Annotated in this window: 26 protein-coding genes; 12 read left to right on the top strand and 14 right to left on the bottom strand. The window is 45.4% G+C overall.

Features of this window, described 5'->3' with window-relative positions:
* Positions 1-529: 529 nt before the first annotated feature.
* Positions 530-1,645 carry an ATP-binding protein gene (locus JGK11_RS02060; protein ID WP_293174244.1) on the bottom strand — a complete coding sequence of 372 codons (1,116 nt, stop codon included), beginning with the start codon at positions 1,643-1,645 and terminating at the stop codon, positions 530-532.
* Between the two features lie 56 nt (positions 1,646-1,701).
* Here JGK11_RS02060 and JGK11_RS02055 point away from each other — a divergent pair, with 56 nt between their 5' ends.
* On the top strand, positions 1,702-2,004 hold the full coding sequence (locus JGK11_RS02055; protein ID WP_293204718.1) for a hypothetical protein: 303 nt from the start codon (positions 1,702-1,704) through the stop codon (positions 2,002-2,004).
* A gap of 115 nt (positions 2,005-2,119) precedes the next feature.
* Here the strand turns inward: JGK11_RS02055 and JGK11_RS02050 are convergent, their stop codons facing one another.
* Entirely contained in the window at positions 2,120-2,410 is a 291-nt protein-coding gene (locus JGK11_RS02050; protein WP_293174248.1) for a hypothetical protein, read from the bottom strand.
* Positions 2,411-2,980: 570 nt separating this feature from the next.
* On the opposite strand from JGK11_RS02050, the gene lpdA reads away from it, so the two are divergent.
* Positions 2,981-4,420 carry a dihydrolipoyl dehydrogenase gene (gene lpdA / locus JGK11_RS02045; protein ID WP_293204714.1) on the top strand — a complete coding sequence of 480 codons (1,440 nt, stop codon included), beginning with the start codon at positions 2,981-2,983 and terminating at the stop codon, positions 4,418-4,420.
* Between the two features lie 197 nt (positions 4,421-4,617).
* Here the strand turns inward: lpdA and JGK11_RS02040 are convergent, their stop codons facing one another.
* Complete coding sequence (locus JGK11_RS02040; protein ID WP_293210402.1) at positions 4,618-4,944, bottom strand: nucleotidyltransferase domain-containing protein; 327 nt, start codon at positions 4,942-4,944, stop codon at positions 4,618-4,620.
* A gap of 89 nt (positions 4,945-5,033) precedes the next feature.
* Here JGK11_RS02040 and JGK11_RS02035 point away from each other — a divergent pair, with 89 nt between their 5' ends.
* Together JGK11_RS02035 and JGK11_RS02030 are read left to right on the top strand one after the other, a co-directional pair.
* Positions 5,034-5,357 (top strand): hypothetical protein, encoded by a 324-nt coding sequence (locus JGK11_RS02035; RefSeq protein WP_293210400.1) that lies wholly within the window; start codon positions 5,034-5,036, stop codon positions 5,355-5,357.
* A 16-nt stretch (positions 5,358-5,373) separates the two neighbouring features.
* Positions 5,374-5,763 carry a hypothetical protein gene (locus JGK11_RS02030; RefSeq protein WP_293210397.1) on the top strand — a complete coding sequence of 130 codons (390 nt, stop codon included), beginning with the start codon at positions 5,374-5,376 and terminating at the stop codon, positions 5,761-5,763.
* Between the two features lie 27 nt (positions 5,764-5,790).
* Here JGK11_RS02030 and JGK11_RS02025 read toward each other — a convergent pair whose 3' ends face one another.
* From JGK11_RS02025 to JGK11_RS02015, 3 genes are all read right to left on the bottom strand, one after another.
* Positions 5,791-6,234, bottom strand: coding sequence for a hypothetical protein (locus JGK11_RS02025; RefSeq protein WP_293210395.1), 444 nt, complete (start codon positions 6,232-6,234; stop codon positions 5,791-5,793).
* A 51-nt stretch (positions 6,235-6,285) separates the two neighbouring features.
* Positions 6,286-7,455, bottom strand: a complete 1,170-nt coding sequence (locus JGK11_RS02020; protein ID WP_293210393.1) for a hypothetical protein — start codon at positions 7,453-7,455, stop codon at positions 6,286-6,288.
* A gap of 165 nt (positions 7,456-7,620) precedes the next feature.
* Positions 7,621-7,848, bottom strand: a complete 228-nt coding sequence (locus JGK11_RS02015) for a hypothetical protein (RefSeq protein WP_293210391.1) — start codon at positions 7,846-7,848, stop codon at positions 7,621-7,623.
* Between the two features lie 215 nt (positions 7,849-8,063).
* Here JGK11_RS02015 and JGK11_RS02010 point away from each other — a divergent pair, with 215 nt between their 5' ends.
* Both JGK11_RS02010 and JGK11_RS02005 read left to right on the top strand, forming a co-directional pair.
* A complete protein-coding gene (locus JGK11_RS02010) occupies positions 8,064-9,503 on the top strand; it encodes an NB-ARC domain-containing protein (protein ID WP_293210389.1) in 1,440 nt (479 codons plus the stop codon).
* Positions 9,504-10,013: 510 nt separating this feature from the next.
* Positions 10,014-10,409, top strand: a complete 396-nt coding sequence (locus tag JGK11_RS02005; RefSeq protein ID WP_293210387.1) for a transcriptional regulator — start codon at positions 10,014-10,016, stop codon at positions 10,407-10,409.
* Between the two features lie 83 nt (positions 10,410-10,492).
* Here JGK11_RS02005 and JGK11_RS02000 read toward each other — a convergent pair whose 3' ends face one another.
* Both JGK11_RS02000 and JGK11_RS01995 read right to left on the bottom strand, forming a co-directional pair.
* Complete coding sequence (locus JGK11_RS02000) at positions 10,493-10,885, bottom strand: XisI protein (protein WP_293210385.1); 393 nt, start codon at positions 10,883-10,885, stop codon at positions 10,493-10,495.
* Positions 10,870-11,289, bottom strand: a complete 420-nt coding sequence (locus JGK11_RS01995) for an element excision factor XisH family protein (RefSeq protein ID WP_293210382.1) — start codon at positions 11,287-11,289, stop codon at positions 10,870-10,872. Before JGK11_RS01995 ends, JGK11_RS02000 begins: the two co-directional genes overlap by 16 nt.
* A gap of 85 nt (positions 11,290-11,374) precedes the next feature.
* Here JGK11_RS01995 and trpC point away from each other — a divergent pair, with 85 nt between their 5' ends.
* Entirely contained in the window at positions 11,375-12,292 is a 918-nt protein-coding gene (gene trpC / locus JGK11_RS01990; RefSeq protein WP_293210380.1) for an indole-3-glycerol phosphate synthase TrpC, read from the top strand.
* A 478-nt stretch (positions 12,293-12,770) separates the two neighbouring features.
* On the opposite strand, the gene JGK11_RS01985 is transcribed toward trpC, so the two are convergent.
* Positions 12,771-13,028, bottom strand: coding sequence for a hypothetical protein (locus JGK11_RS01985; protein ID WP_293174266.1), 258 nt, complete (start codon positions 13,026-13,028; stop codon positions 12,771-12,773).
* Here JGK11_RS01985 and JGK11_RS01980 point away from each other — a divergent pair.
* On the top strand, positions 13,027-13,272 hold the full coding sequence (locus JGK11_RS01980; protein ID WP_293144225.1) for a DUF5340 domain-containing protein: 246 nt from the start codon (positions 13,027-13,029) through the stop codon (positions 13,270-13,272). The genes JGK11_RS01985 and JGK11_RS01980 overlap by 2 nt on opposite strands.
* A 73-nt stretch (positions 13,273-13,345) precedes the next feature.
* A complete protein-coding gene (locus tag JGK11_RS01975; protein ID WP_293174268.1) occupies positions 13,346-14,503 on the top strand; it encodes an alanine--glyoxylate aminotransferase family protein in 1,158 nt (385 codons plus the stop codon).
* Between the two features lie 55 nt (positions 14,504-14,558).
* Here the strand turns inward: JGK11_RS01975 and JGK11_RS01970 are convergent, their stop codons facing one another.
* The 3 genes from JGK11_RS01970 to nblR form a co-directional block, all read right to left on the bottom strand.
* Complete coding sequence (locus JGK11_RS01970; protein WP_293144219.1) at positions 14,559-14,774, bottom strand: DUF2949 domain-containing protein; 216 nt, start codon at positions 14,772-14,774, stop codon at positions 14,559-14,561.
* Between the two features lie 913 nt (positions 14,775-15,687).
* On the bottom strand, positions 15,688-16,203 hold the full coding sequence (locus JGK11_RS01965; protein ID WP_293174386.1) for a DUF192 domain-containing protein: 516 nt from the start codon (positions 16,201-16,203) through the stop codon (positions 15,688-15,690).
* A 229-nt stretch (positions 16,204-16,432) separates the two neighbouring features.
* Positions 16,433-17,128, bottom strand: a complete 696-nt coding sequence (gene nblR, locus JGK11_RS01960) for a response regulator transcription factor NblR (protein WP_293144204.1) — start codon at positions 17,126-17,128, stop codon at positions 16,433-16,435.
* A 333-nt stretch (positions 17,129-17,461) separates the two neighbouring features.
* Between nblR and rbsK the strand changes: the two genes are divergently transcribed.
* Positions 17,462-18,397 carry a ribokinase gene (gene rbsK / locus JGK11_RS01955; RefSeq protein WP_293210378.1) on the top strand — a complete coding sequence of 312 codons (936 nt, stop codon included), beginning with the start codon at positions 17,462-17,464 and terminating at the stop codon, positions 18,395-18,397.
* A 170-nt stretch (positions 18,398-18,567) separates the two neighbouring features.
* On the opposite strand, the gene JGK11_RS01950 is transcribed toward rbsK, so the two are convergent.
* Positions 18,568-19,842 (bottom strand): ribulose bisphosphate carboxylase small subunit, encoded by a 1,275-nt coding sequence (locus JGK11_RS01950; protein ID WP_293174274.1) that lies wholly within the window; start codon positions 19,840-19,842, stop codon positions 18,568-18,570.
* Positions 19,843-19,970: 128 nt separating this feature from the next.
* On the opposite strand from JGK11_RS01950, the gene JGK11_RS01945 reads away from it, so the two are divergent.
* Positions 19,971-21,242 carry an aspartate aminotransferase family protein gene (locus tag JGK11_RS01945; RefSeq protein ID WP_293174276.1) on the top strand — a complete coding sequence of 424 codons (1,272 nt, stop codon included), beginning with the start codon at positions 19,971-19,973 and terminating at the stop codon, positions 21,240-21,242.
* A gap of 280 nt (positions 21,243-21,522) precedes the next feature.
* Here JGK11_RS01945 and JGK11_RS01940 read toward each other — a convergent pair whose 3' ends face one another.
* Entirely contained in the window at positions 21,523-21,765 is a 243-nt protein-coding gene (locus JGK11_RS01940) for a hypothetical protein (protein ID WP_293174278.1), read from the bottom strand.
* 243 nt (positions 21,766-22,008) lie between these two features.
* Here JGK11_RS01940 and JGK11_RS01935 point away from each other — a divergent pair, with 243 nt between their 5' ends.
* Positions 22,009-25,638, top strand: a complete 3,630-nt coding sequence (locus tag JGK11_RS01935) for a CHAT domain-containing protein (RefSeq protein WP_293174280.1) — start codon at positions 22,009-22,011, stop codon at positions 25,636-25,638.
* Positions 25,639-25,782 lie beyond the last annotated feature (144 nt).

Here is a 25,782-nt window from a genome sequence, read left to right as displayed (position 1 = left end):
TCTTGAATGACGTACCTTTTAATGATCCAGTCGTGTTTCCCGTTATCATCCAATTACTCATGCCTATGGAGGATAGGAGCAAGGGCAAGGATGACGACAAGCATGAATAGCAACAGTGTGAATCGTTGAACTACTTTTTGTAATCAAGACCAGCTAAGTAAGGTGACAACTTACTTGGCTTTTTTGTTTTACACGATTACACCGCTTTAAACGAATACAGTCTGTTTTCGTTAATACATATTTGTATTATACATTTAGACGTGACTGACTTAAAAGTTTATGAAGTTGACTTGTGACTGACTTGTGACTGACTTGTGACTGACTTGTGACTGACTTATTGTTAACAATGAAATTATTGCATAAATTGGCTCCGCAAGACCGATTGCCAGCCCCCTAGAGGCAAGAGGCGGTTTCAGCCTCAAAATTATCCAACTTAACTGCGCGATAGCTTAGCTTATTTCTAGCACCATCTAGTAGCAAAAGGTGAGTAAATGATTCAGCTTTAGAGGCAAATTAGTTCTCACGGCATTTACTTTTTAAAATGAGCGAATAGCTTTATCTGTTGCAAACCTTCTTCATGCCAATTATCCCCTGTTTCCCCATCTTCCAGACTAAATAATCGTTCTCTACACAGGATTTGCATCAGCAGAGGCCAGCATTCACTTTGATTCAAAATCCACTCGACATCCTCATCGGGAAAAGGAATGGGCGAACTGGCTATCAACTCCCGTGCTTCTTCTTCAGTCATAGCTCCCAGAGTTGTAGTATATCCAAAAATATTGAAAAAAGGCGAACTATGTCCGGTGCTAGTCGCTAATTCAATCGGTGATTCAGGAGCAGCTAAAACAAACCCTAGATTCCCATTTGTTTGGTTGGTTGCTAAAGAACGCAAACTTTCCCAAAATCCATCATCTAATTCCGGACAGCGTTGTAAACCGACACCAATTTCGTCTAGTAAGATGACTGTCGGCTGATGTAAATTACGGCTAACTACATCCATAAATCTATCCAAGTCGCAAGGATTAGGCACTGCCATTTTCAGGGATTCTAAAATATATCGCAGCAGCCCTTCCCGATTCTGAAGTCGCGAATCTTGAAAATCTACGAATATCCAGCGATAGTTTTCTGGATTGGGCAACCAGTCAGATTTTTGATTGGGACGTAACTGTTCTATTGATGTGGTGGTAATGTTTTTTAAGTATTGCAGTAGAGAAGTTTTACCGCTGCGCTTTTTGCCGATAATGGCCGCATTTTGCAATGGAAGGCGTTTGAGCAAATTGAATAGGCGTTTGAGTTCTTTCTCGCGTCCAAAGAAGCAGCGCGGATGGGTGATGGGATTCCCAGTTATAAACGAAGAAGTTTCCTCAAAGATTTGTTGTGAATTAGGCTGAGGTGACTGAGGATTTGTTATTTCTAGAGTGGCAATGGTGTTCCACTTAAACCCCAATTTCTCGCTAATTTCAACAAAATTTCGATAATCAACAGGTTGTCCCGCCAGAAATTTCGTGACAGTAGATCGGGATAATCTCAATGTTTCAGCCAAATCCACCTTACTCGCAAAGCCCCTCATCACTACAGCCGATTGGACTTGTTCAATGCACCCTGGAGAAACTCTAAGCGATCGCCCCATAATTATTATCAGCAAATAATATTTATTCGATCGTTAATCTGCAATATGCTTGTAGATTTCCAGCAAGATAAATGTTTAATAATCATTTAAATATTAACCAACTATTGTCCTGCGATAATTCTAGCACAATCGATCGCACTCCTCAACAAGAACTTTTGCATCAAGCTCATTCCTATTCTCTGGCAATCCGTGGATTCATCATCACCAGTGTTTTGCTCTATCTTGTAGGTATCGGTTCCTTTGTGGCTGGCAAAGTTCCAGAAGGAACAATTAACACCGCCAGCGAGTTAACACTCAAGATCCTGTTTGTGCTCGTCAAGCTCGATCGACAAAACACCGATCGCCTAAATCGCCTATCCATAGACCAAGACTAACCACGGTATAACCGCTGGCGCGATCGCAAACTCCGGCAAAATCCAGCCAGGGCGATCGTCCGCCAGCTTATATCATCCGTCATTTGCCGGATATGATTAATTAAAACGTGTCGCACTATTGATTAGATTCCGGGCGATTCTGGCGCTTATTCTGGATAAACTGTTCCAAATCTGCGATCGCATCTTCAAAATCCGACAAATTAATTTTCTTAGCTTTAGCCTTCTTCGGCGGACTCGCAGACTCACTCGCAGGCTTAGCTTGAGGCGACGGAGACTGAGGCTGTGCTGCTTCTGGGTTGGAAGCTTCTATATAATCAAACAATTCATCCAGGGACTGAAAAAAAGCTTGAGCCGAGGCCCGGCGTGAATCTTTCAAATCATCCTCATCCATCATAAGCCACTCCATAGACTTCAAAACTTGCCTAGAAACTCTGCCCACCGGCACGTGCAGATATTAGACATCAAAACCTCAATCAACTAAAATCCTTGAGAAATTTCGCTTTTATCCTCTTGCGAGATCCCCCTAAATCCCCCTTAAGAAGGGGGACTTTGAGAAGAATCCTGTCCGCCCCTTAAGAAGGGCTTGACAAGGGGAACTTTGATCGCCTCTTGTTCCCCCCTTCTTAAGGGGGGCTAGGGGGGATCTGGGCCCTATCGTCAAACAGTAGACCGACACTGCATTTGACTTTCAGTTGACACGGCTTACGCATTGTCAGCCATCAATCTGTACTTAACTTTACACCCGCCGACAGGGTGATTTGAGACTTGGCGCACAGCCAGCTCAACATAATCGACCCTAAAAAAATCTCAGTTACTGTCTAATTAACCCTAGTCTAGTCGAGAATAAGGACACAGGACTTATGCAACTATTACCGCTGTTCAAAGGTTGCGATCGCAACGCACCACCTCGAAAGGACGGACAGACGGTGTTTTTTGCTTGAGTCCTAAGATTTCAAAGGCATTAGGAGATTTTAAGGTGACTCAAGGATTTGATTACGATTTAGCAATTATCGGCGCCGGCGTGGGCGGGCACGGGGCCGCCATACACGCGGTTAGCTGCGGGCTGAAAGTGGCAATTATCGAAGCAGGCGACATGGGCGGGACTTGCGTCAACCGCGGCTGCATTCCCTCCAAGGCGCTGCTGGCGGCTTCCGGGCGGGTGCGGGATATGCGGAATGCCCACCATCTCAAGACTTTGGGAATTCAGTTGGGAAGTGTGGATTTCGATCGAGGGGCGATCGCCAATCACGCTAATACTATTGTTAGCAAACTGCGGGGCGACTTGACAAACAGCCTCAAACGTTTGAACGTCGATGTCATCCAAGGTTGGGGCAAAATTGCCGCTGCTCAAAAAATTGCGATCGAAACCGACAAAGGCGAGAAAACTATTACCGCCAAGGATATTATTCTCGCCCCCGGTTCAATTCCCTTCGTCCCTCCGGGGATAGAAATTGACGGCAAAACTGTATTTACTAGCGATGATGCTGTCAGATTGGAATCTCTACCGAAGTGGATCGCAATTATTGGCAGCGGTTATATTGGTTTGGAGTTTTCGGATATTTACACAGCCCTCGGCTGCGAAATTACGATGATTGAAGCTCTAGATCAATTGATGCCAACTTTTGACCCGGATATTGCTAAATTAGCAGAACGAGTTTTGATTGCACCGCGCGATATTGAAACAAAAGTTGGTTTGTTGGCTAAGAAAATTATTCCTGGTTCGCCCGTAATTATTGAATTAGCTGATTTCAAAACTAAAGAAGTTGTGGAAATTTTGGAAGTTGACGCTTGTTTGGTAGCAACTGGTCGAGTTCCCGTCAGCAAGAATTTGGGGTTAGAAACAGTTGGCGTCGAAACGATGCGCGGTTATATCCCAGTTAACGATAAGATGCAGGTTTTGGTAGCAGGAGAACCGATCGCGAATTTGTGGGCGATCGGCGATGTTAATGGCAAAATGATGTTAGCCCACGCTGCATCTGCTCAAGGAATTGCCGCCGTCGAAAATATTTGCGGCCGCACTCGCGAAGTTGACTATTTGAGTATCCCAGCGGCGGCTTTTACTCACCCAGAAATTAGCTATGTGGGAATGAATGAACCTGCGGCGAAGGAGTTAGGAAAAACCGAAGGGTTTGAGGTCGCTTCTGTCAAGAGTTATTTTAAGGGAAATTCTAAGGCTATTGCGGAGGGTGAAACCGACGGTATGGCTAAGGTGATTTACCGGAAAGATACTGGGGAATTGTTGGGAGTTCACATTTTCGGTTTGCACGCTTCGGATTTGATTCAGGAGGCGGCAAATGCGATCGCCCAGCGGGATTCTGTGAACACTTTAGCATTCCGAGTTCACACGCACCCGACGCTTTCGGAAGTGTTGGATGAGGCTTTCAAACGGGCGGCTGGGGCGGCGGGCGGTCATTAATTTGTAGGGGCGGTGTTCTTGTTTGACAGGACTTATGCACTGCGCCCAAAGAAACCGGGTTTTTCACCTAATCTGTGGGTTGGAACGAAAGATTTTCCTAAAAAAACCCGGTTTCTGGCCCGCGCGCGTAAGTGCTATTTTTAGATACCCGACTTTTTCAAGAAGTCGGGTATCTAGGTATTCTAATTTTTCGGGTTTCATAAAGCTATTCCCTCTTTACGAATATTCCTCAATAAAGGCCCGTTGTAGTGCGTAAATCGCTGTTCGTCCATAAACTGGCAGCTAATCACTTCATCATTTTGCAGCGACAAATCTGCTACAATCTGAAGAGTTCTATCAATTTCGACCCCTGCTTGAACTGGCGCTTTGAGAACTACTAAAACATCTATATCTGAGTCGGGATCTGCATCGCCTCGCGCTTGGGAACCGTAGAGTACCATTTGGGTGAGGCGATCGCCGTAAAGTTGCTCGAAGTGCGATCGTAATTCTGTCAATATGTTCTTAAGTTTATGGTTAATGCTCATATTTGTTGTTGTAAATGATTGGAGGTCAATATATACTCTGTGCTAAAATTGCTGTATAGGAACAAGATTAAGCATAAACCAGGTGCGAGGTGATTTCAAGTCAAGATTGGACAGTCCCAGAAGCAGCCAGCCAGAAAATACCCGAATCCTGGGGCGATGCACAGCCAAACAAAAAGAAACCAGGTTGGCGGTGGCGAGATCCAGCAAATCAGGGAAATGGCGTGAGGATTGACAAAGGGGATGCAGATAGTCGTTTTCCTTCTCAGCAGATAGACCACGTTATTCTTAGAAAAGACGGTCAAGTTATCGGTAAAAATGGTCAACCCATCGCAGGTAGCATCAAAAATAATCCCACAGAAGCTCACATCCCTTTAGATGAATGGTTGCAATGGCAAACCTGGTACGCACCTTAGTCAAGGAAAAAGTTGTATGGTAAAGTATCCGAAAATGAGAGAGGAGTTGTTAGAAACTCTCCGCAGTTTGGCAGATAGAGAATATCAACATAAAGCTTGGCTAGAAAGCGATTATCCGCCCGGAATTGAGTCCGACAGTTTTGATGAGGCGGTTCATTTTCTTTACGACGATACTGTGTTGGCAGAAAACCCTGATGCGGCGATCGGAGTAATTATTGAAGATGAAAAAGAAGCTCGTTTGATGGAAGCAGTTTGTCAGGCTATAGATTTAGTATTTGAGGCGTTGGGGACAGAAGTTTCGGATGAGGATTATATTAAATCTTCTGAGTGGACAGGGGTAGTTGAGGCGGCATCGAAAGCTTTGCAGTTGATGGAAGTTCGAGCGCAGACAGCGGTTAAGGTTTAGGTGAAAGTGCGATTCCCGACGGGATAGCTACCCTTCACGCACTTTAGGCAGAATGCTGCAAACTGGCTGAATTTTGGCAACAACAAAAGGGGATTCGATATCAATCAGCCAGTTTTCATCAATCACTTTCAGATTGCCATCTAAAATCAGAGTCAGTTCGCCAATTTCATCATCGCCATTATCACTCACCAGGTTGTTTTCGCCAGCAGATAAATCAGCTTTGAGTAAAAATTTAAGTTTAATCCAGTGAGAAGTGGGATGATTGTTGATGATATTTGTGCCGATCGATCGGGCGATTAACTCAGCACAGATAGGATGAATGAAAGCTATTTCTTCATAAAACTTATTGCTATCCCAATAACCGCGTATTTTGTAATTGCAGGATTCTAGATGTTGGGGTGCGAGGAGACTTATATGAATAGGTTCTAAGATTTTAGCAAGTTCATCCCAATTATTGGATAGAGATTCCATTGGGTTGTGCGCGATCGGGATTCTTTGATTATACCAAAGAGCAATCGCACTTCAATCCCTTTTAGCTCTTTTCAGCATTTCGTTTTCCAGAAATTCTCTGATTGTGAGGCTGGGACGGCCAGATGGCATGACTTGCCTATAATTTAATCTCTCTTGTCTTTCGGCTTTATTGATGGAATTATCTTCTGTCCACAATGGTTCTGACTGTAAGTCGGGAATCTTATCAAACTGCCTTAAAACTGATTCGTTACCTGTAAATGTATAAATCTGTTGAGCTATCACTTTGCAGCAACTTTCAGGATAAAGAAATACCTGTCTTTCGCTAAAACGAATTACATACCAGTCATGCTGTTGAAAAAAGTAGTTACGGTTATCGTCTTGACCTATACAATGAGTTGGTATCAACGGAGAATTGTTAGGATATTGGCGTGGGGTGTATGGTTCATCTATTTCAATATCTATTGAAAACCAGTTGTTTTCAGGATCGACATAGGCAAAATCTGGTGTGTAATACAATACCCTTTTTAAGATGAATATTTTATCATCACCAAAATAGTTTCTGAGCAGGTTAGGAAATCGACAATTGTCAGGGTGTTCTGTGAATCCTCTTCTGTCTTCCGCTGGTTCTATGTCAAAATTTTGGGGGTTAAGTGATGAAAATTCTTTTTTGCAAGATTCCATCCTCCAATCACTGACTTTTTGGGGAGTTCGTAAGTTTTCAACTTCCTGTTGGTAGATTCTTTCTAAGTTTTGCTTTTGACGTTCCCCTTCAGCAAGCAACTCCTTATGTTTAATTTCCTCTTGATGTATGGATTGTTCCCAGTCTTTAATAATTTTAGGATAACTCTTTCGTTTTTCCTGGTAAGCTGCTAGTTCTTCCCGATATTGGCTAAGTCTGATAGGATAGCTTTTAACCTGGGTATAACCAAACCAAAACACTCCTAATGTTAACATTATAAAAAAAGTCCATCCGGCTCCCATGCTATTACTAGCACTACCAACTAAGGCACTGATTATAGATACTGCTAGTTCAGAAAGAAATAATGGAATTAATTTTATCCTGACAGGAGGTGATTCAATAAAAACTTCTGGTTCTTCTGGCTTAGGTAGTAGTTGAAGTATTGGCGGAGGAGAAACTTTAGGTGGTTCTGGTACTGGAGGTAAGCTTGCCAAAGCTTTCTCAATAGAAAGTGGATACAAAATCACTGGGTAAGTATTCATAAATGTTAGAAATTTAACTAAACTAAAGCGATAGCCATCATCTGAACAAAGATTATTTTTGTTTAAATAATCTGTATACCAGTCGAATCAGGTAGGCTCTTATCGAGGATAAGCCAGCTTTTAAGGACATATAAAAATTTAATTTGACAATCCTATAGGTGTTGCTTATTGTTTTTTAACAGCAGCGGCTATAACACCTCCTACTATTCCTATTCCCATCAAGAATAACCCGCCATTTTGACGTTCTTGATTATTATTAGATGTCATGTACTGAGTCATACCCTTGCCACCAATTCGATTCCAGCCAGCTTTCGATGGCTCGACGTTACCAAACAACACCATACCAATCGTTACTGGTAGGTAAAGCCCCAAAATTAATAGCCTTACTTTCATATTATTTATGTTGAAATAAACTTAATGAGTGCCTCATATAAATATTATTCTTTCGTAATTCTTCCGTTTTGTACAGTCGGCAAAAGTCGGAACAAGTAGGGAATTTTAATTTTGTTTTAGCTTATTAAGTCGGATAAAGCCGGATAAAGTAGGTCAGACCATAAAAAGTCGGATAAAGTAGGACATAATAGGTAAAACTCCTATACCACCGACCTATGGACGTTCAAGAAATATTAAAAATTGCAGACGACCTAGTTTTTGTCAATACGGGAAAACATTTAGACAATTTGCAAGAGGTGATACTGCGGGGAGCTTTACAAGGTCAGAAATACTCAAAAATAGCAGATGAATCTCACTGTAGTGAAGGTCACATTAAAGATATTGCCTCTGAACTATGGAAGCTACTATCAGAAGTATTAGGCGAAGAAGTCAATAAATCAAATTTTAGAGTCACGTTCGAGCGATTAAAATTCTCAAATCTCTGTAACTTCAATAATAAAGATTGTGTACACATTGGTAACGTCAACTTCTGTGAAAATAGTTCACCTTCTCCAAAAGTCTCATCACCAATTGATGAAGAAGTTCTCAATAAAGACAACACTGAACCCAAAGTGCGTCAATTCTTAGCTGAAATGCCTATGTCTAGCATTTTCTACGATCGCACATCCTCTCTCACCACCCTCAAACAGTGGATTTTACAAGAAAACACCCGCCTACTCGCCATACTGGGCATAGTCGGCATTGGCAAAACCGCACTCGCCGCCCAACTTGTCCAACAAATCAAACATGAATTTGATTTCGTCATCTGGCGAAGTCTCGCCACATCTCCACCCCTGCGAATACTTCAAACCAGTATCATTCAATCTTTCCGTAGGGGCGGTGCCCCCGTGCCCGCCCCAAATGCCGACGGCGTGGTTGTCCCAGAGAATGGGGCAACCACGGGGGGATTGCCCCTACTGAACTACTTGCAAAAATACCGCTGTCTGCTGATAGTTGATGACGTACAAATGGTAAATAGCAGCGGACAACTCGCTGGCAATTACCAACCTGGATACGAAGATTACGGCACACTCTTCAGACAGGTAGGAGAATTATCTCACAACAGTTGTTTAGTGCTGCTAAGTTGGGAAAAACCTAGAGAAATCGCCGCATTAGAAGGCAACAACCAGCCTGTTCGATCTTTACAAATGAATGGTTTAGGTGTAGAGGCGGCGGAAATCCTCAGAGAAAAAGGTTTAGCTGAAAATGAAAAATGGTCAGAAATAATTGAACAATACAGAGGCAATCCCTTGTGGCTAAAAATAGTTGCTACAATGATTCAAGATTTGTTTAACGGCAGCCTAGCTGAATTTTTGGATGACGGTACACTATTTTTAGGCGATTTAGAATCTTTACTGCATCAGCCATTTAATCGCTTATCCGAGTCCGAAAAACAGGTAATGTCATGGCTAGCGAGTGAAACCGCGCCAGTTTCCCTCTCGAAAGTGCCAGAGAATATGCAATTATCTCGATCGCAATTTTTGAAAGTTATGCAATCCTTGGGACGGCGTTCATTTGTTGAAAAAATCCCGGAGGGCGATCGCACATTTTTCACCCTTGGGCCCGTACTAAAAGAGTATGTCAAAACTAACTATTCCCGCCCAAACAGTGAGTAATAAAAATTATATAGCAAATCCAGCTAAGGACACGGCAATGCCGTTTCCCTACAGTGAATTTTCGGGAATTTGGAAATGTGCGATCGACCTTTGTTTATTGAATTGACTTTTCAGTCCTCTTTTAGAGGACTTTCGCTATGAGACGGGGGTTTTCAACCCTCGGCGGACTTGCGGGTTAGCGCGAGGATTTTGGCGGTGCAAAAGTGCGATCGATTTTAGATTAGGAATTATTGCCAAAAACTCGGTTTATCTAATTTTTGGTGTGGTCAGAAACCGGGTTTTTTCCGAGAATATCCTTACACCGCCTAAAAACTGCGAAAAACCCGGTTTCTTTGGTTTCTGTCGTAGTCACGGACGCGCGGGTGGCCAGAAACCGGGTTTTTTCGAGAATCTTTCGTTACAGTCGGTGATTTAGCAAAAAACCCGGTTTCTTAGATTTTGGGTTTTTTGCTAAATCGCCCTTAAATTTGATAAAATTAGGTATCTGCAAAACATCTGAACGATCGCTAAATGTTTGACTCTGACAGGTACAGCAGCTTGCTATCTCAATATCAACCTCGTATCATCAAAAATGAAGATGAAAACGAGATATTTTTAGAAATAGTTGAAAGCTTGCTTTCTCGGAACAATCTAACTCCCGAAGAAGACACTCTCCTAGAACTCTTAGTCAAATTAATTGAGGATTTTGAAGAAACACATTATCAAATAAATGCTTCAACTCCCCACTCAAGACTTCTTCATTTGATGGATGCTAGAAATCTACAGCCAGCGGATTTAGTAGAAATTATTGGCACAATTGAGATAGTAACTCAAATCATTAATAACCAGCTAGAAATTACCAATAAACAAGCTGAGGCTTTGGGAAAGTTTTTTCATGTAAATCCGGGCTTGCTTCTGTTTGATTAATCGCAATCTCTCATATCTCTTAGTCCACGGCGGCGGATTTCGTTTGGTTAGACGCGATTTCAATCGCCGAATAATCTATCGGCTTAGGCCGATCGCATAACAGCAGATTCAGCAACAATTTCTTCATCTTTGCAGCTCAAGCCAGTTCCAAATTCAGTGTACGGCCGCACTTGAGGATGGCGAAAACCGAGTACAATATCTTCATTAGGAACACCTGCTGCTAGTAAATCGGTAGCCACACCTTCTTCGGTATCATCATATTGAATCCAGATTTTATCGCCGATCAAATCGAGGTGGATTGGTGTGGCGTGTAGGTAATTGTCATCATTCCAACCAATATCCAAAACTAAATATCCTCCTCGTTCATCATCAAATAACAGTTGAGAATGATAGCCGTCAGGTATAGTATTGTAGAAGTTAGCGTGTTCCTGAAGTATGGTTTTGATAATTTCTTGGTATCTCAATCTGGTATCCATTGAAGTATTGCCTCACTTTTTTCATCAAAAACAATCAGTTTAACAATTTGATTTTTTAATAACACTTGCCCTAATTCTATGGTAAATACGCTCTTAAAAGCAGGCTTAGAAATAGCCAGATATAAATTTCTATCGATCTGCATTTCATTCAGCACTTGGCGGTAAAGAACGTACTGTCCCAAAGCCTGTTCCAAATCTCTTACATCCGATCGCCCTACAAAACTCTTGACCTCAACAACAATTTTTTCGGTTCCTTTTTCGGCATTAATTAGACGCTCTGCACCCAAGTCGGCAGATAAACGTTTGCGACCAATTTGCATGGGAAATGGATCGTGAGTAATTGTCCACCCATCCTTTTGTAAGGCACGCTTAACTGTCTCGTGATATATATCTTTAGCTGACACGCATTAGCTCTCAGGCTAGGAGGATTTACTGTAACTATTATATAATAGATTCAAACTTGTGCGATCGCCCTTAATCCCCCCTATCATGCTTCAAATCCGCCGCCGTCCGCCCAGCACCTCCGTCTCCGTACTCTACCTCAGCTACAAAATCGCCGTACCCGACGCCGAGCCCCGGCACATCCTCGAAGAAATTGTCTGGCAAAAAGAGGTTGAAGTAGCCCAAAAGCGCGATCGCACGCCCTTAGCCGAACTTCACAAAAAACTCCCCTTCGCACCAAAAATCCGCGACTTTCTCGCCGCCCTTAAAAACGGCAAAACCAAACCAGCAATCATCGCCGAAGTCAAAAAAGCTTCCCCCAGCAAAGGCGTAATTCGTGAAGATTTCGATCCAGTTGCGATCGCCCAAGCATACCAAGAAAACGGCGCCAGTTGCATCTCCGTACTCACCGATGAAAAGTTCTTTCAAGGCAGTTTCGACAACCTCGCTAAAATCCGTGCCGCCGTCGATTTGCCCTTACTTTGCAAAGAATTTATTATCTATCCTTACCAAATCTATCTCGCCCGGATTAGCGGTGCCGATGCTGTATTGTTAATCGCAGCTATCTTATCTGACAAAGACCTACAATACTTTGTGAAAATTGTCAAGACTTTGGGCATGACGGCCTTAATAGAAGTTCACACTCTCGAAGAACTCGATCGAGTATTAACCCTAGAAGGCGTCAATCTAATCGGCATCAACAACCGCAACCTAGAAGACTTTTCCGTCAGTCTAGAAACCACCAGCCAACTATTAGCCGATCGCCAAACCGAAATTCAAGGAAAAAACATCCTCACCGTCAGCGAGTCAGGAATCCATACAGCCGACGACCTCACCCAAGTTGCCAGCGCCGGAGTCCAAGCCGTCCTCATCGGCGAATCCCTAGTCAAGCAGCCAGATCCGGGTGCTGCTTTAGCCTCCCTTGCCAAGACACATCCGCCCATCACCAAAGGCGAGACTGCTTGACCAAAGAACGAGCCCGCCGGGCCCCTCGATGCGAGACATGGGGATAAGTCGGTAGCGGTTTCAACCGCCTAGAAGGGGTTGCACGGCTTTAGCCGCCGTGGTACAATAGATTCAAGCGAGTAGGAGCAACCATCTACGCGACGAAACATCCTAGTACTGAGAAATCCAGGCAACGGACATATCCGACTTCGATTCGGAACAGTTAAAGGGCAAATAATGGCAGGATGTCGAGCGTACCAACCTGGCAGAGTGATGGACTTTCCAAGCGATAGAAGCATAAAAGTATACGCAAAGTTTAGAGTAATCTAGACTGAGTGGGTAGCGGCGCATTGAACACGCCTGTGTGAAACCTTTATTGGAATCGCACGAATCCCCCCGATTCATCGGTGGGGTTAGTTCAAAAACACCCCCGAATTCTGATAAAAAATGATTGAGTAGGTAAATAATCAGAAATTCTAGCCTGCATCGACTCAAGCGCCTAACTGCAAAAAAAATAGCACTCAAAGCTATATTGCAGAGAAATATTTTGCCAGAAAGCAATTAAATCTATTCGCTGTCGCCAGTCGATCGCAAAATTTAGCGTTACCAACGCACCCAGCCCCGAATATTCGATCGGCAAAGCAGGGGTTTTTGTAAGGTTAGAAAACAAATAAGAAGTCGGGCATCTAATGTTCACCTGTGATGCCCCATGCACTTGCAATGGGGTATCGGTTCGCTGAGGTATGTTAGCTTTCATGGAGCCAATTCCCCTTCCTTCGTACATTCATTATGAATTGTTACTTCAATTGTTAGAACGCAAAACAATGTTTGCTGTCAGTCCACAATCGCCCCAACAGCAACAAGTTCACCAACTTATTATTACCCTGCGTAAAGCCCTTGCCATTCAAAAGCAATTAGAACAAAGCTGCGAGCGATCGAACTTGGCAGTAGAATACCGTTGGTCTTTAAATGAAACTAACCATACTGGCATTAAAAGTTAAAAAACTTAGAGTACCAACCGATCGTATTTGATTTATTCTGTAGAACTCCCATCGAAAAAGTTAGGACGACATAATGGACAACAAGTTAATGCTGATGATTCCCGGCCCTACACCGGTGCCGGAAGCGGCTTTGCTAGCAATGGCAAAACACCCGATGGGCCACCGCAGCAAGGAATTTGACGCGATTTTTGCCGAATGTACCGAAAATCTCAAATGGCTGCACCAAACCAGCGGCGACGTACTGAGTTTGACGGTTTCCGGTACCGGCGCGATGGAAGCTGGGATAATTAATTTCTTGAGTGCGGGCGATCGAGTTTTAGTCGGATGCAATGGTAAATTTGGCGAACGCTGGGCTGAAGTCGCACAAGCTTACGGTTTAAATGCCGAAATCGTCAAAGCTGAGTGGGGTCAACCTTTGAACCCCGAAGACTTCCGCGAAAAACTCGAAGCAGATACTGAGAAGCAAATCAAAGCTGTCATCGTCACTCACTCAGAAACCTCTACCGGTGTCCTGAATGACCTCGAAACCATCAACCGCCACGTCAAAGCCCACGGCGAAGCTTTAATTATGGTTGATGCTGTCACCAGTTTAGGTGCTGTCAGCGTGCCAATGGAAGCTTGGGGGCTAGATGTGATTGCTTCTGGTTCTCAGAAAGCTTACATGATTCCCCCGGGTTTGGGTTTTGTAGCCGTTAGTCCTAAGGCTTGGAAAGCTTACAAAACTGCCACACTGCCCCGCTATTATTTAGATTTGGGTAAATATAGCAAAGACGCTGCCAAAAATACGACTCCTTTTACTCCGCCAGTCAATATGTTTTTTGCGCTGCAAGCATCGCTGCAAATAATGAAAGGCGAAGGATTGGAAAACGTTTTCGCCAGACACAAGCGCTTGATGACAACTACTCGCGCCGCTGTAAAAGCTTTGGGTTTGCCATTATTTGCTGCTGATGATGCCGCCAGTCCTGCCATTACCGCAGTTATGCCGCCTGCGTCTGTAGATGCTCAAAAAGTGCGAACTTTGATGAGAAAGAAGTTTGATATTGCTCTCGCCGACGGACAAGACCATTTGAAAGGTAAAATCTTCCGCATCGGTCATTTGGGCTTTGTGTGCGATCGCGATATTCTAGCAGCAATTTCCGCTTTGGAAGTCGTGTTGCAAGAATTGGGTCATGAAGGCTGCCTTCCTGGTGCCGGTATCGCCGCTGCTGCGAAAGAGTTAGCTGGATCTTAATCTTAGTTATTAAAGGATTTTGGATTTTGGGTTTTATCTCAAATCTAAAATCCTTTTAATAGGCTTGGGATAACCAATCAAAGATTTTATCCAATTGTTCCAGAGTGACTAAACCGTACTGCCACAGAACCATCGGCAAGGAATTAGGGTCTCGATCTCGCTGCCGTTTTTCGTCACCGCCAACACGTTCGGCGACAGCGATGGACGCGGGAGAGATTGCCAAATCTTCTTGTAAAAATCGAATTAATCTAGTGTATGTAGCGGGTGCCATGTGATTTTGTCTCCATGTATAGGACACCATTTTCTGATGCGAACCTGATGTTTTTGATTAGTAATAAGCCAGTTTTAAATCTGTCTCTTGGCCGTCGATAGCTGTTAAAACAGTATTAGCGGTTGTGGAAAATCCCAAATTTACTGCTGAGTGTGACTCTAAAGCCAACCTTTCCCCAGAAGTGAAAGGTTTTGCACTTTTGCTGCTGTCTGCCCGATCGCCTGTTGAGCGCGATCGAACTTAAACTGAATACCTCGGTATTGTGCAACGCGAATCTGAAGAAATTCTGCTACCTAAACTAATTGCACTGTTGTTCAGAGTTTAACTTCATCTGCGAAAGTGCAGAATCCGCAAATCTACTTCGGCAATATTTGGTCAGATATGTCGATCGCAGCCGACCTTGCTACCTTAAGTTAACTTTGCCACTTAATTTGGCTTGTAGCATCTTACTTCCGACAGGTTTAGTAGATTCAGGTTTGGCGCCAGAAGTTCCAGAGAATTTCTTTTCGTGCCAGGAGCCCGATCGGCTAAGCATCGTCTCTCAGGATTGGTAACGAGTCGCTGACTCCTCTCATACCTGGAACTAACAATCTACAGCTTCTGCAAACAAGCTCAAGCCCAGACGAACTCAGATTGACATCGTAGCAAATCTTTTGGTCTTTGTGCTGTATCTTACATTAATACTTTAACAGATATTATCAAGTTTTGTAAAGTTTATTAATTTTTTGAGGTTTTCTCGAAGCCGAACTCAGCGGGAAAGGGAGAGGGGAGAGAGGGGGAGAGGGGAGAGAGGGGGAGAGGGGGAGTGACTTCAGAAACCGGGTTTCTACTAAATTTTGCGACTGGGAACCAGAAATACACCTAGAAACCGGGTTTCTAGCCCCATGTGTAAGCCCTGAAAATGTCCGAAGTGTTACTGGAAAAACTCGATTTCAATCCGATCTCCCACTTTGACACCAAGTTCAGCAGCCCGGCCACCCCGGATCTCGATTACTCGATCGACAGCAGTATCGGGCCCGTAGGTGGGACAAGGATCGGCTGTACAAGGAGGTGCCTCTGCTGCGATGGCTGTCACGACTCCATCCCGCAGAAAAATCATATCCAGAGAAATCTTGCAATTTTTCATCCAAAAATTGACCCAGCGCGCGGGTTTAAACTCAAACAGCATTCCTCTGTCATCGGCCAAAGAAGTTCTGTACATTAAACCCATAGCCTGTTGTTCGGATGTTTTGGCGACTTCAAGTTCGATCTGGCGATCGGCTATCCGAGCTCTAGCAGAAACAGGCAAAACTTGACCGGATGTTGTCGCCGTCGGAGACTGCGACGCCAAAGTACCAGTAACACCAGAATTTGCGACAGGTAAAGCCGGCGAACATCCAAGCAAAAATATAATTACCCCAATATTTAGGAAATTAGTTAAATAACTCATAAAGATTTTAGATTGGGAATGGGGAATTGGTAATGGGTAATTGGTAATGGGTAATTGGTAATTGGGAATTGGGAATTGGTAATTGGAATGGGACTTTTTAACAACTGTCAACTGACAACTGTCAACTGACAACTGTCAACTGTCAACTGACAACTGTCAACTGACAACTGTCAACTGACAACTGTCAACTGACAACTGTCAACTGACAACTGTCAACTGTCAACTGACTTCAAGCTTCGCGCATCACGTAACCAACACCGCGCACAGTCTGAATCAAGCGCTTCTCGCCATCATCTTCAATTTTGAGACGCAGATAGCGGATGTAAACCTCAATCACATTCGACTCACCCAAAAAGTCGTAACCCCAAACATTCTCTAGAATTTGTTCGCGAGTCAAAACGTCGCGGGGATGTTCCATCAAATACTTTAGCAGTTCAAATTCCTTCATCGTCAGGTCGATCGCCCGTCCGTTGCGTAGAGCTCGCCTAGACGCCAAATCCAAAACTAAATCACCAAACCTCAGTTGTTCGCTGCTGGTGTTATCCGGCTGCAAATACAAGCGCACCAACTGCATAAACTCCTCAGTGCGGTAAGGTTTGAGAAAATAATCATCTGCGCCAGCTTCCAGACAAGCCACGCGATCGTCCACTGTATCGCGACCGATCAATAATAGCACTGGCGCCCGATTGCCACCACTTCGGAGGTGAGAACACAGCGACAGCCCCGATTCAGGGCCAAGTATGCGATCGATTACAATCAAAGCTGGCTGCAATTTATGGGCTAAATGTTGGCCTGTGGCGATACTAGAAGCTATTACTGGTTCGTAGCCGGAGGATTTTAAGTCTAGACTTAAGTGTCCGGCGAGAACTTCGTCTGTTTCTACTAGCAGGACACAGGGATTGCGATCGAGAGTGAGTGCAGCCATTGCATTGACCGATTTAGACCATACCAGTTCTAGCACGTCTCAGGGGACAGTTGACAGTTGACAGTTGACAGTTGACAGTTGTCAGTTGACAGTTGTCAGTTGACAGTTAGATGGAAAAATCATGAAATAAGCAAGATAAGCCAATGACAATTCCCAATGACAATTCCCAATTCCCAATTCCCAATTCCCAATTCCCAATTACCAATTCCCAATTACCAATTCCCAATTCCCAATTCCCAATTCCCAATTCCCAATGCCCAAATTCAATATTAAACTCAGAGGACTGAAGTCCTCACTACAAACCTAATTACCAATTACCCAATTCAACAATCCATGAGCCTCATTGTATTTGGCAGTATCAACATTGACCTCGCAGCAAAAACTCCCAGATTGCCGCAACCTGGGGAAACTATCATCGGTAGCAATTTTTTCACTGCCGGCGGCGGTAAAGGAGCAAATCAAGCCGTAGCAGCGTCGCGTCTTGGAACTTCGACTCACCTGATCGGGCGTGTGGGCAACGATAAATTTGCTGAAGAATTATTGACAAGTTTACAATCCTATGGTTTGAATACAGAAAATGTATTAATAGATAAAAGCACTCATTCAGGTGTGGCAATTATTGCCGTAGACGATAGCGGTCAAAATAATATTATTGTGATTCCGGGTGCAAATAATAATGTTGGCGATGCAGATATAGAACGTCTTAAAAAACTGTTACCTGAAGCTACATCGTTGTTGTTACAGTTAGAAATTCCGCTGAAATTTGTTCAAAAAGCTGCGAAAGTCGCCCGTGAATTGGGGGTGCGAGTGATTCTCGATCCGGCACCGGCTGCGGGGGATTTGCCGATCGACCTTTATCCCCTAATTGACATTATCACACCGAATGAAGTGGAAGCTGGCCAGTTAGTCGGTTTTGGAGTGAATGACACAGAAACGGCGATTCGCGCAGCTAAACAGTTGCAGCAGCGCGGTGTCGAGAATGTTATTGTCAAATTGGGCGATCGCGGGGCGGTTGCTGTGACTGCGGACGAGAGCTTTTTTGTGCCTGCTTTTGCTGTGAGGGCGATCGACACAGTGGCTGCTGGCGACGCTTTTAACGGTGGGTTGGCTGCGGCGTTAGATGGCGGGCGATCGCTGTCGGAGGCGGTGGTGTGGGGCTGTGCAGCGGGTGCTCTGTGTGCAACTAAGGTGGGTGCTCAGGTTGCTATGCCCGATCGCACAACTTTTGATAAATTTTTGCAGCATAATTTAGCAGCAGAATTTAGATAAGACGGCGGTTGAAACCGCATCTACACAAACGATGTCCGCCTTCGCGGACTGAAGAGGATAACATAATTTTAACTGCCCACTCTTCAACCCGCGAAGGCGGGTTTTGCTTGTATAGACGCGGTTTCAACCGCCAAGTCTTCTTGAATTTGTAAGGTGCCCCGAAGCACAGCCTACTGTGGCCGCTGAATAATTGTTTCAACTACCCGGCGCTTGACTTTTGGATCGATACCAATCAGCCGCACGTATTCCCCGCCGTGTTCCGCCAAGCAAGTTTCTAAAGATGCAACCACATCTTTTTCCTGTGCCGTTTTAATTGTCGCACAACTTTGCCAGGAACCTGTTTTAAATCGGCGATTGTCTGCATATTCCATCCCTATTTTGCAGCCCCTTGCTAATAACTGTTGCACTTGTTCCAATACCTCGCCGCTCAGCCGCGCAGCTTTACTGTTACTAATAGTTGAAGTTGGCTCGACATAAGCCTTATAATATTTCGATGAGGGGTCGTTTTGTTGATTTTGTGTTGGCGCCACAGCCGGGACATTGACAGTTCCAGGAACGTTAAACAGCCGTGATTGGTTGTATTCATCTACCAAGCGCATTTCCTGTACCCGCTTTTGTTGACCAACCATTGAACTACCCATTTCTAATAAATGAGCGAGGCTGAAATTAGGGTTCGGGAAATCTGGCTGTGCTTCCAGAGTGTTGACTAAACGCTTGGAAACTTGCTCGATTCCTATCTTGTGGATGAATTCGCGGATTTGTTCGTCGTAAATGCGCGATCGCAAAGCGCTAAAAAAGTCGATCGCCTGATCTGCAAAATTATCTACCAAACCCACTATCTCGGTTTGTGACAAATTGTCAGACTCAAAAATTCCGCTGACAATCCCAATTTTATCATCCCGGCTGGGTTCCCAATAAAACTTTTCCATCCGCCCGTCGCGAATCAGCGGCGCGTAAAGCGTAGCAAAGTCATTTCCGGTGACAATAATCGGCACTCGGTGCAGTGGCGTGCTGTCATAACTTCCCGGTAACTGCACGTTAGTGGGATTGTCCGCAATATTCATCAGAGTGGCATTGACCATCTGAGTATTTACAGTATATTGAGTCGTAGTATCGAACCTGCCAGCACCGGCATCCAAATCGTTAATAAAAATTGCACACATCTCGCCCCGCACTCGAATTTGCTCCGCAGCTTCGCGGTAGCGCAAACGAATTAAACGCGCCGGATCTCCGGCATCGGGACTTTCTAATTCTCCACCAGATATCATCACCGGTTCAAAGCCCATTCGCCGAAAAACCAGTTCGGCTTGAAATGTTTTACCTTCTCCTTTGCGGCCGTGAATTCCCAAAATTAGGGGAACTCTTACCCCAGGCAAATTTAAAAAGTTCTTAGTGACGTGCACCGCAACTTTATCGAGAAAGTTAGGAGAAATGTAATAACTCATCAGTAGATTTGTGAGGGATTTATTGCTGTTACTGTTACAATTTTATGACAAAATTAACAGCCTGCAACGCGAAGCTGGATTTTTACCGTACAATCTAGTTCTACATATTATGTGTTAAGGAGCGATTCGTGAGTCCAGAAACCTTACTAAAAGAACCAAGCGTGCAAGCCGAAGCCAGTTTGTTCAGTTCTGAGGGCTTCGACAGTTATGTAATGACTACTTACGGGCGTTTTGCGATCGCCCTGGAACGAGGCCTCGGCTGTCGCGTTTGGGATACCGAGGGCCGCGAATATCTCGATTTTGTGGCGGGTATTGCTACCTGCACTCTGGGACACGCCCATCCGGCGATGGTGGCAGCGGTAACTCAGCAAATTCAGACGCTGCACCACGTTTCTAATCTTTACTACATCCCCGTACAGGGCGAGCTGGCAAAGTGGCTTGTAGATCATTCTTGCGCGGACAGAGCTTTCTTTTGCAACTCGGGTGCGGAAGCTAATGAAGCGGCGATTAAACTGGCGCGCAAGTACGCCCACGAACAATTAAATATCTCGAATCCGACCATAATTACTGCTGTTGCTAGTTTCCACGGGCGGACTTTGGCGACGATTACGGCGACGGGACAACCTAAATATCAGAAGGGTTTTAGTCCGTTGGTTCCTGGATTTCACTATGTTCCTTACAATGATATTAGTGCGATCGAACTGGCGATCGAGCAACTCGACAAAGACGAACGCCAAGTAGCTGCAATTATGCTGGAAGCGCTGCAAGGTGAAGGGGGAGTTCGTCCCGGAGATATCGCCTATTTCCAACGGATTCGGGAAATTTGCGACGAAAAAGGCATTTTGCTAATTCTCGACGAAGTGCAAGTCGGGATGGGACGCAGCGGTAAATATTGGGGTTACGAAAATCTCGGTATTGAACCGGATATCTTTACCTCTGCGAAGGGATTGGGCGGCGGTATTCCGATCGGCGCTATGCTGTGCAAGTCTCACTGCGATGTGTTTGAACCGGGAAGTCACGCGAGCACTTTTGGCGGCAATCCTTTTGCTTGTGCTGTCGCTTTGTGCGTGTGCCAAACTTTAGAACGGGAAAACCTGCTGGAAAACGTCCAACAGCGCGGAGCACAGTTGAAAGCTGGCCTCAACCAACTGGCGGCTGCATATCCGAATTTGATTGCTGAGGTGCGGGGCTGGGGCTTGATTGTCGGGCTGGAATTGCAGGCTGATATTGCACTGACATCGGCTGATATTGTTAAATCTGCGATCGCCGCTGGTGTGCTGTTGGTTCCCGCCGGGCCGAAGGTGTTGAGGTTTGTTCCACCTCTAATTGTTTCTGCTGCTGAAGTCGATCGGGCTTTGCTTGCCGTTGAGGAAGCGTTGCGCTCTCAAGCGGTACACTAAAATCTACTGGGTTGATTTTTGTGAGCTGTAGCGCTGCAACTGGCGCAATATGCAGAGGCGCTATTCCTGAGAAACCCGGTTTCTTAGCCTCCTGTCGTGTTCGATCATCGCAATCAGATGCGTTCGTAGTGCGGACTGAAGTCCGCAGCATCAGAGCGGACTTTCGGGCGCACTACAAACCGTTTTTGTTATGGTAATCGACCGGACATGATATCAGTCCCTATCAGGGTAAAAGTAAACCCGCCCCGCTGCAAGTCTGTCGGGGCGGGTTTTATCCAGTTTAGGACTTGCCCGGAAACCAGTTTTTTAGGCAAATACACTGCGCTGTGACGATGTGTATGCTGCAAAAACCGGGTTTTTTTAATACTTCTAGATAAGTCTTAAAGTTAATAGACTCCCGGTTGGGAATTTTTAACCGCTTTTGAATGCCGATCGACACAAAAAATATCTCAAGATAAAATTGAGTTTTATCCTCTACTCGAATATTGTCTGTGAAACCCGCCCCGAAACACTGACGACGCATTAGACCGGAATTTGGCTAAAGACAACGGGCACAATAATACTATTAGTGATTGTAGGTGCTAATCTCGCTATCAGCCTGTCTGTTGCCACTTGTGAATCCTGGTTTAACTGATTTCATCCTTTAAGGTCTATAATCCGTCGGAGACTCCTACCTCCGGTTCGAGAGCCAAATTGAAACAGTTCCTAATTTCATTGGCTGCACAGAAGCAGCAATCCTATCGTTAATAGTTCGGCGGAATGCACGATGGACGAACAGCGTCGCGAAACTGATGTTAATATGCTCCGAGCGCTGCTGGAAAATCCTGTGGACTCAGGAATAGATTTGATTTTGAGGACTGACTCAAAGTCGATCGACTTTGAGTTTGTGCAAATGCTTTACTTGGAAGAGCCGGCACTGACACGAGACAGCTTGCTCAAAGCTGCAAAATTCTTTCAAAGGACGATCGCACCCTTAGAATCTGCTAAGAGCAATGCTAAATTGCCCGGAACCGGGGCAGCATATCTGGCTTTTTTAGCAGAAGTATTGCAAGCAGTGGCGCGCAACCCTGATTCGCAGCACGTGTACGCGCTGCTGAGAAACAATTTAGACAAACTAGACCAGAATTTCGCAGATTTGCTGCGCCGCTGGGCAACTTTGGTACTCCCTACTGCCCCAGAATCAGAGGCGAGGCGCATTGCGGCCCTAATTGGCAATCTGAGCAACAAAATTGGGCGGTTTCCCCTCGGTAGCAAGGCGAATAACTTGGAAATCGAAATCGCCGGTTACGAAACCGTGGCTAAGGTGTTTACCCGCAAAGACTTTCCCCAAGAGTGGGCAGTCATGCAAAATAATCTGGGCAATGCTTATACCGATCGCCCCAAAGGCGATAAGGCTCAAAATATCGAACAAGCCATTGCTTGCTTTGCTAATGCCCTGCAAGTGCGAACTCGCGAACAGTACCCGGAACAGTGGGCGACGCTGCAAAACAATCTGGGAAACGCTTATAGCGAGCGCCTCAGGGGAGATGCGGCCGAAAATCTCGAAATTGCGATCGCCTGCTATCAAAACGCCCTACAAGTTCGCAACCGCGAGGGTTTCGGAGGAGATTGGGCAAGCACTCAAAACAATCTCGGCCGCGCTTACAGCCGCCGACTGCGCGGTGACAAAGCCCAAAATCTCGAACAGGCAGTCGTTTGCTACCACAATGCCTTGCAAGTCTACAACCGCAAGATGTTTCCCCGGCGCTGGGCGACGACTCAAAATAATTTAGCAAATGCTTACTATGATTTCCTGCGGGGGAATCGGGCAGAAAATCTCGAATACGCTGTCAACTGCTACCAGAGAGCTTTGCAAGTGCGGACTAAGGAAGCTTTTCCGCTGCAATGGGCGACGACTCAAAGGAATTTGGGCCGGGTGTTTATCGATCGAATTAAGGGCGAAGGAGTCGAAAATCTGGAAATGGCACTCACCTGCTTTCAAAATTCTTTGCAAGTCTACACTCGCATCAAATTTCCCGAAGCCTGGGGTTCGATCCAAACTTACCTCGGCAGGATCTACAGTCTGCGGGTGAAAGGGGAAAAAGCGGAAAATCTGGAAATGGCGATCGCCTGCTATCAAAATGCTTTGCTCTTTTGCAACCGCCAAAAAACTCCCGAACGCTGGGCAATGCTCTGTGCCTACCTCGGACGCGCTTTCAGCCAACACGTGAAAGGCGAAAAAAACCGCAATCTCAAAAGCGCGATCGCCTGTTATCAAAATGCAGCCCAAGTCTACACCAAACACGGATCTCCCCACCGCTGGGCCATGCTGCAAATTTATCTGGGCCGAGCTTTTTCGGAACTGACGGAGACGGAAAACTCGTCTCGCATCGAAAGCGCGATCGCCTGCTATCACAGTGCCGGCCAAATCTACACTCGCGAAACCTATCCCCACCGTTGGGCACAAATTTTATTTTATTTGGGTGAAGCTTACCGAAGGCGAGGCGAGTTGCTGCGCGCCTACGGCGTTTTTACTACTGCTGTCGATACTGTGGAGTTCTTGCGGAGCGAAGTTGGGGTTGATGCGGCCGATTTGGGCGATCGGGGAAGTAACTCAAAAGCCAAATTAGTCAGCACCTGGAGAGGACTCTATAAATCCCTCGTACAAGTTTGCCTAGAACTCGGCCCGGGCCAGCCGGAATATTACGCTAAAGCCCTGGAATACGCTGAACGCCACAAAAATCGGAATTTGGTAGAACTCCTGGTTAAATCCCCCCTGACCCCAAAAGGCGACATTCCGGCAGCGGTACGCAGCGAGTTGGAGTCATTGCAACTGGAAATAGCAAGGGAACAGCGGCAGCAACAACAGCGACAACCCGAACCCAGCACTAGCTTGATTTCTGAGGGCGACAGCCCTGGTTTGAACAGCGGTTCTCTGATGCCGAACTCCGATTTTATGCACTTAAATCAATTGTGGCGGCAGTTTGATGGGTTGATTGCGCGCGAGGTGCAGGCAAACGACCCTTTCTTCAGCTTAGCTCGCAAAGTTGAACCCATTACTTTCGAGCAAATTCGCCAATTGTTGCCTGATGCCAATTGTGCTGCTGTGGTGTGGGCGAGTTTGGAGGATTTGGTAGTGGCTTTTGTGGTGGTGAAGAGTGCAGAATATCCCGCCGTTCACCTCTGTGCCGCGGGAAATGCTTTAGCTGCCGAAACTTGGGCCGGAGAGTACCTCAGCGCTTATTCCGAGCAAAAAGGTCGCTGGATCAATCATCTCCCGGCTCGCCTCAAACGCTTGGCCGCGCTGTTGGAAATCGATCGAGTGGTGGCGCTGATTCCGGAAAATTGCGATCGGCTAATTGTGGTGCCGCACCGATTTTTGCACGCTTTGCCGCTCCATGCTTTGCCTTTGGGGGTGAGAGACGGGTTGGAGGACACCGGGGCAATTTTCAGGTCTCATGGCGGCGATCGCAGCGGTTTCGATCTGTTGGATACGCACAACAGTTCGGATTTTTCTCACAGTTCGTCCTTTGGGGAAATTTCACCTCCTCCTGCTTATTTGATCGATCGATTTGCCGGAGGAATTCGCTATGCTCCTAGCTGCCAGCTATTGCGGTTGAGACAAATCGCGCGCAGCGCAGCTATCGGCCGCTACAGACCGAATTTGCAGCACCTGTTGGCAGTTCCCACTTTCAGCAGAGATGCGCTTTACAGCAACCTGGAAATCGGCAATATTTCCCAGTGTTTTTCCAGTACAGAAATTTTGCGGCAGAAGCCAGCAATTAAAGAGGCTTTTTCTCGATCGATATCTGTAAATGATGGGAATTCATCCGCGAAAATAGGACAAGTGCAGCAGAAAAAATGCGCTCACTTTGCTTGTTTGAGCGTGCTTGATTTCGCTTTCCCGCTCAAATCAGGCGTATTTGTGAGAAATGATACTATGACTTTGGAGGAAATTTTTAATTTCGATTGTCGGCAATACTTTTTAGTTACTTTATCGGCTTGCGAAATTGCAGCAGGCTCAGTCAGCGGTACTGAAGATTTTGTCGGTTTGTCCGCGGGTTTGTTGTATGCTGGCACATCTAGTGTTGTCAGCAGCCTGTGGAAAGTGAATGATGTTTCAACGCTGCTGCTGACGAGCAAGTTTTATGAAAATCTCGGGCGTTTTCCTCGATTGCAAGTGGGAGATGTGGCGCGATCGCTTGCGGAGGCTCAAAGGTGGCTGCGGGATTTGACAGGCGAGGAATTGGAGGTGTTGCTGGCGGATTTTCAGCCTCAAATTTCGCAAATGTTCGATCGGCTTTCACAAAGTTCTCGCCTGATTGCTGAAGCATCTTTACAGCAAATTCGCAACCGCAAACCCTGTCCTTTTGCCAATCCTTATCACTGGGCAGCTTTTACTGCTGCTGGAGTTTAGTCAGTTGACAGTTGATAGTTGACAGTTGACAGTTGTCATTAATTATAGCCCAGATTCCGCAGATATTTAAACAGAATTGATGGTTGTCAAGTTGAAATATTCAAGCCTGAAATATTTATCCAGCAAGCATTTCAGGCTTTTTTG

This window comes from Microcoleus sp. PH2017_34_RAT_O_A (genome assembly GCF_020737885.1).
Lineage (GTDB): Bacteria > Cyanobacteriota > Cyanobacteriia > Cyanobacteriales > Microcoleaceae > Microcoleus.
This window is presented reverse-complemented; position numbering and strand designations above follow the sequence as displayed.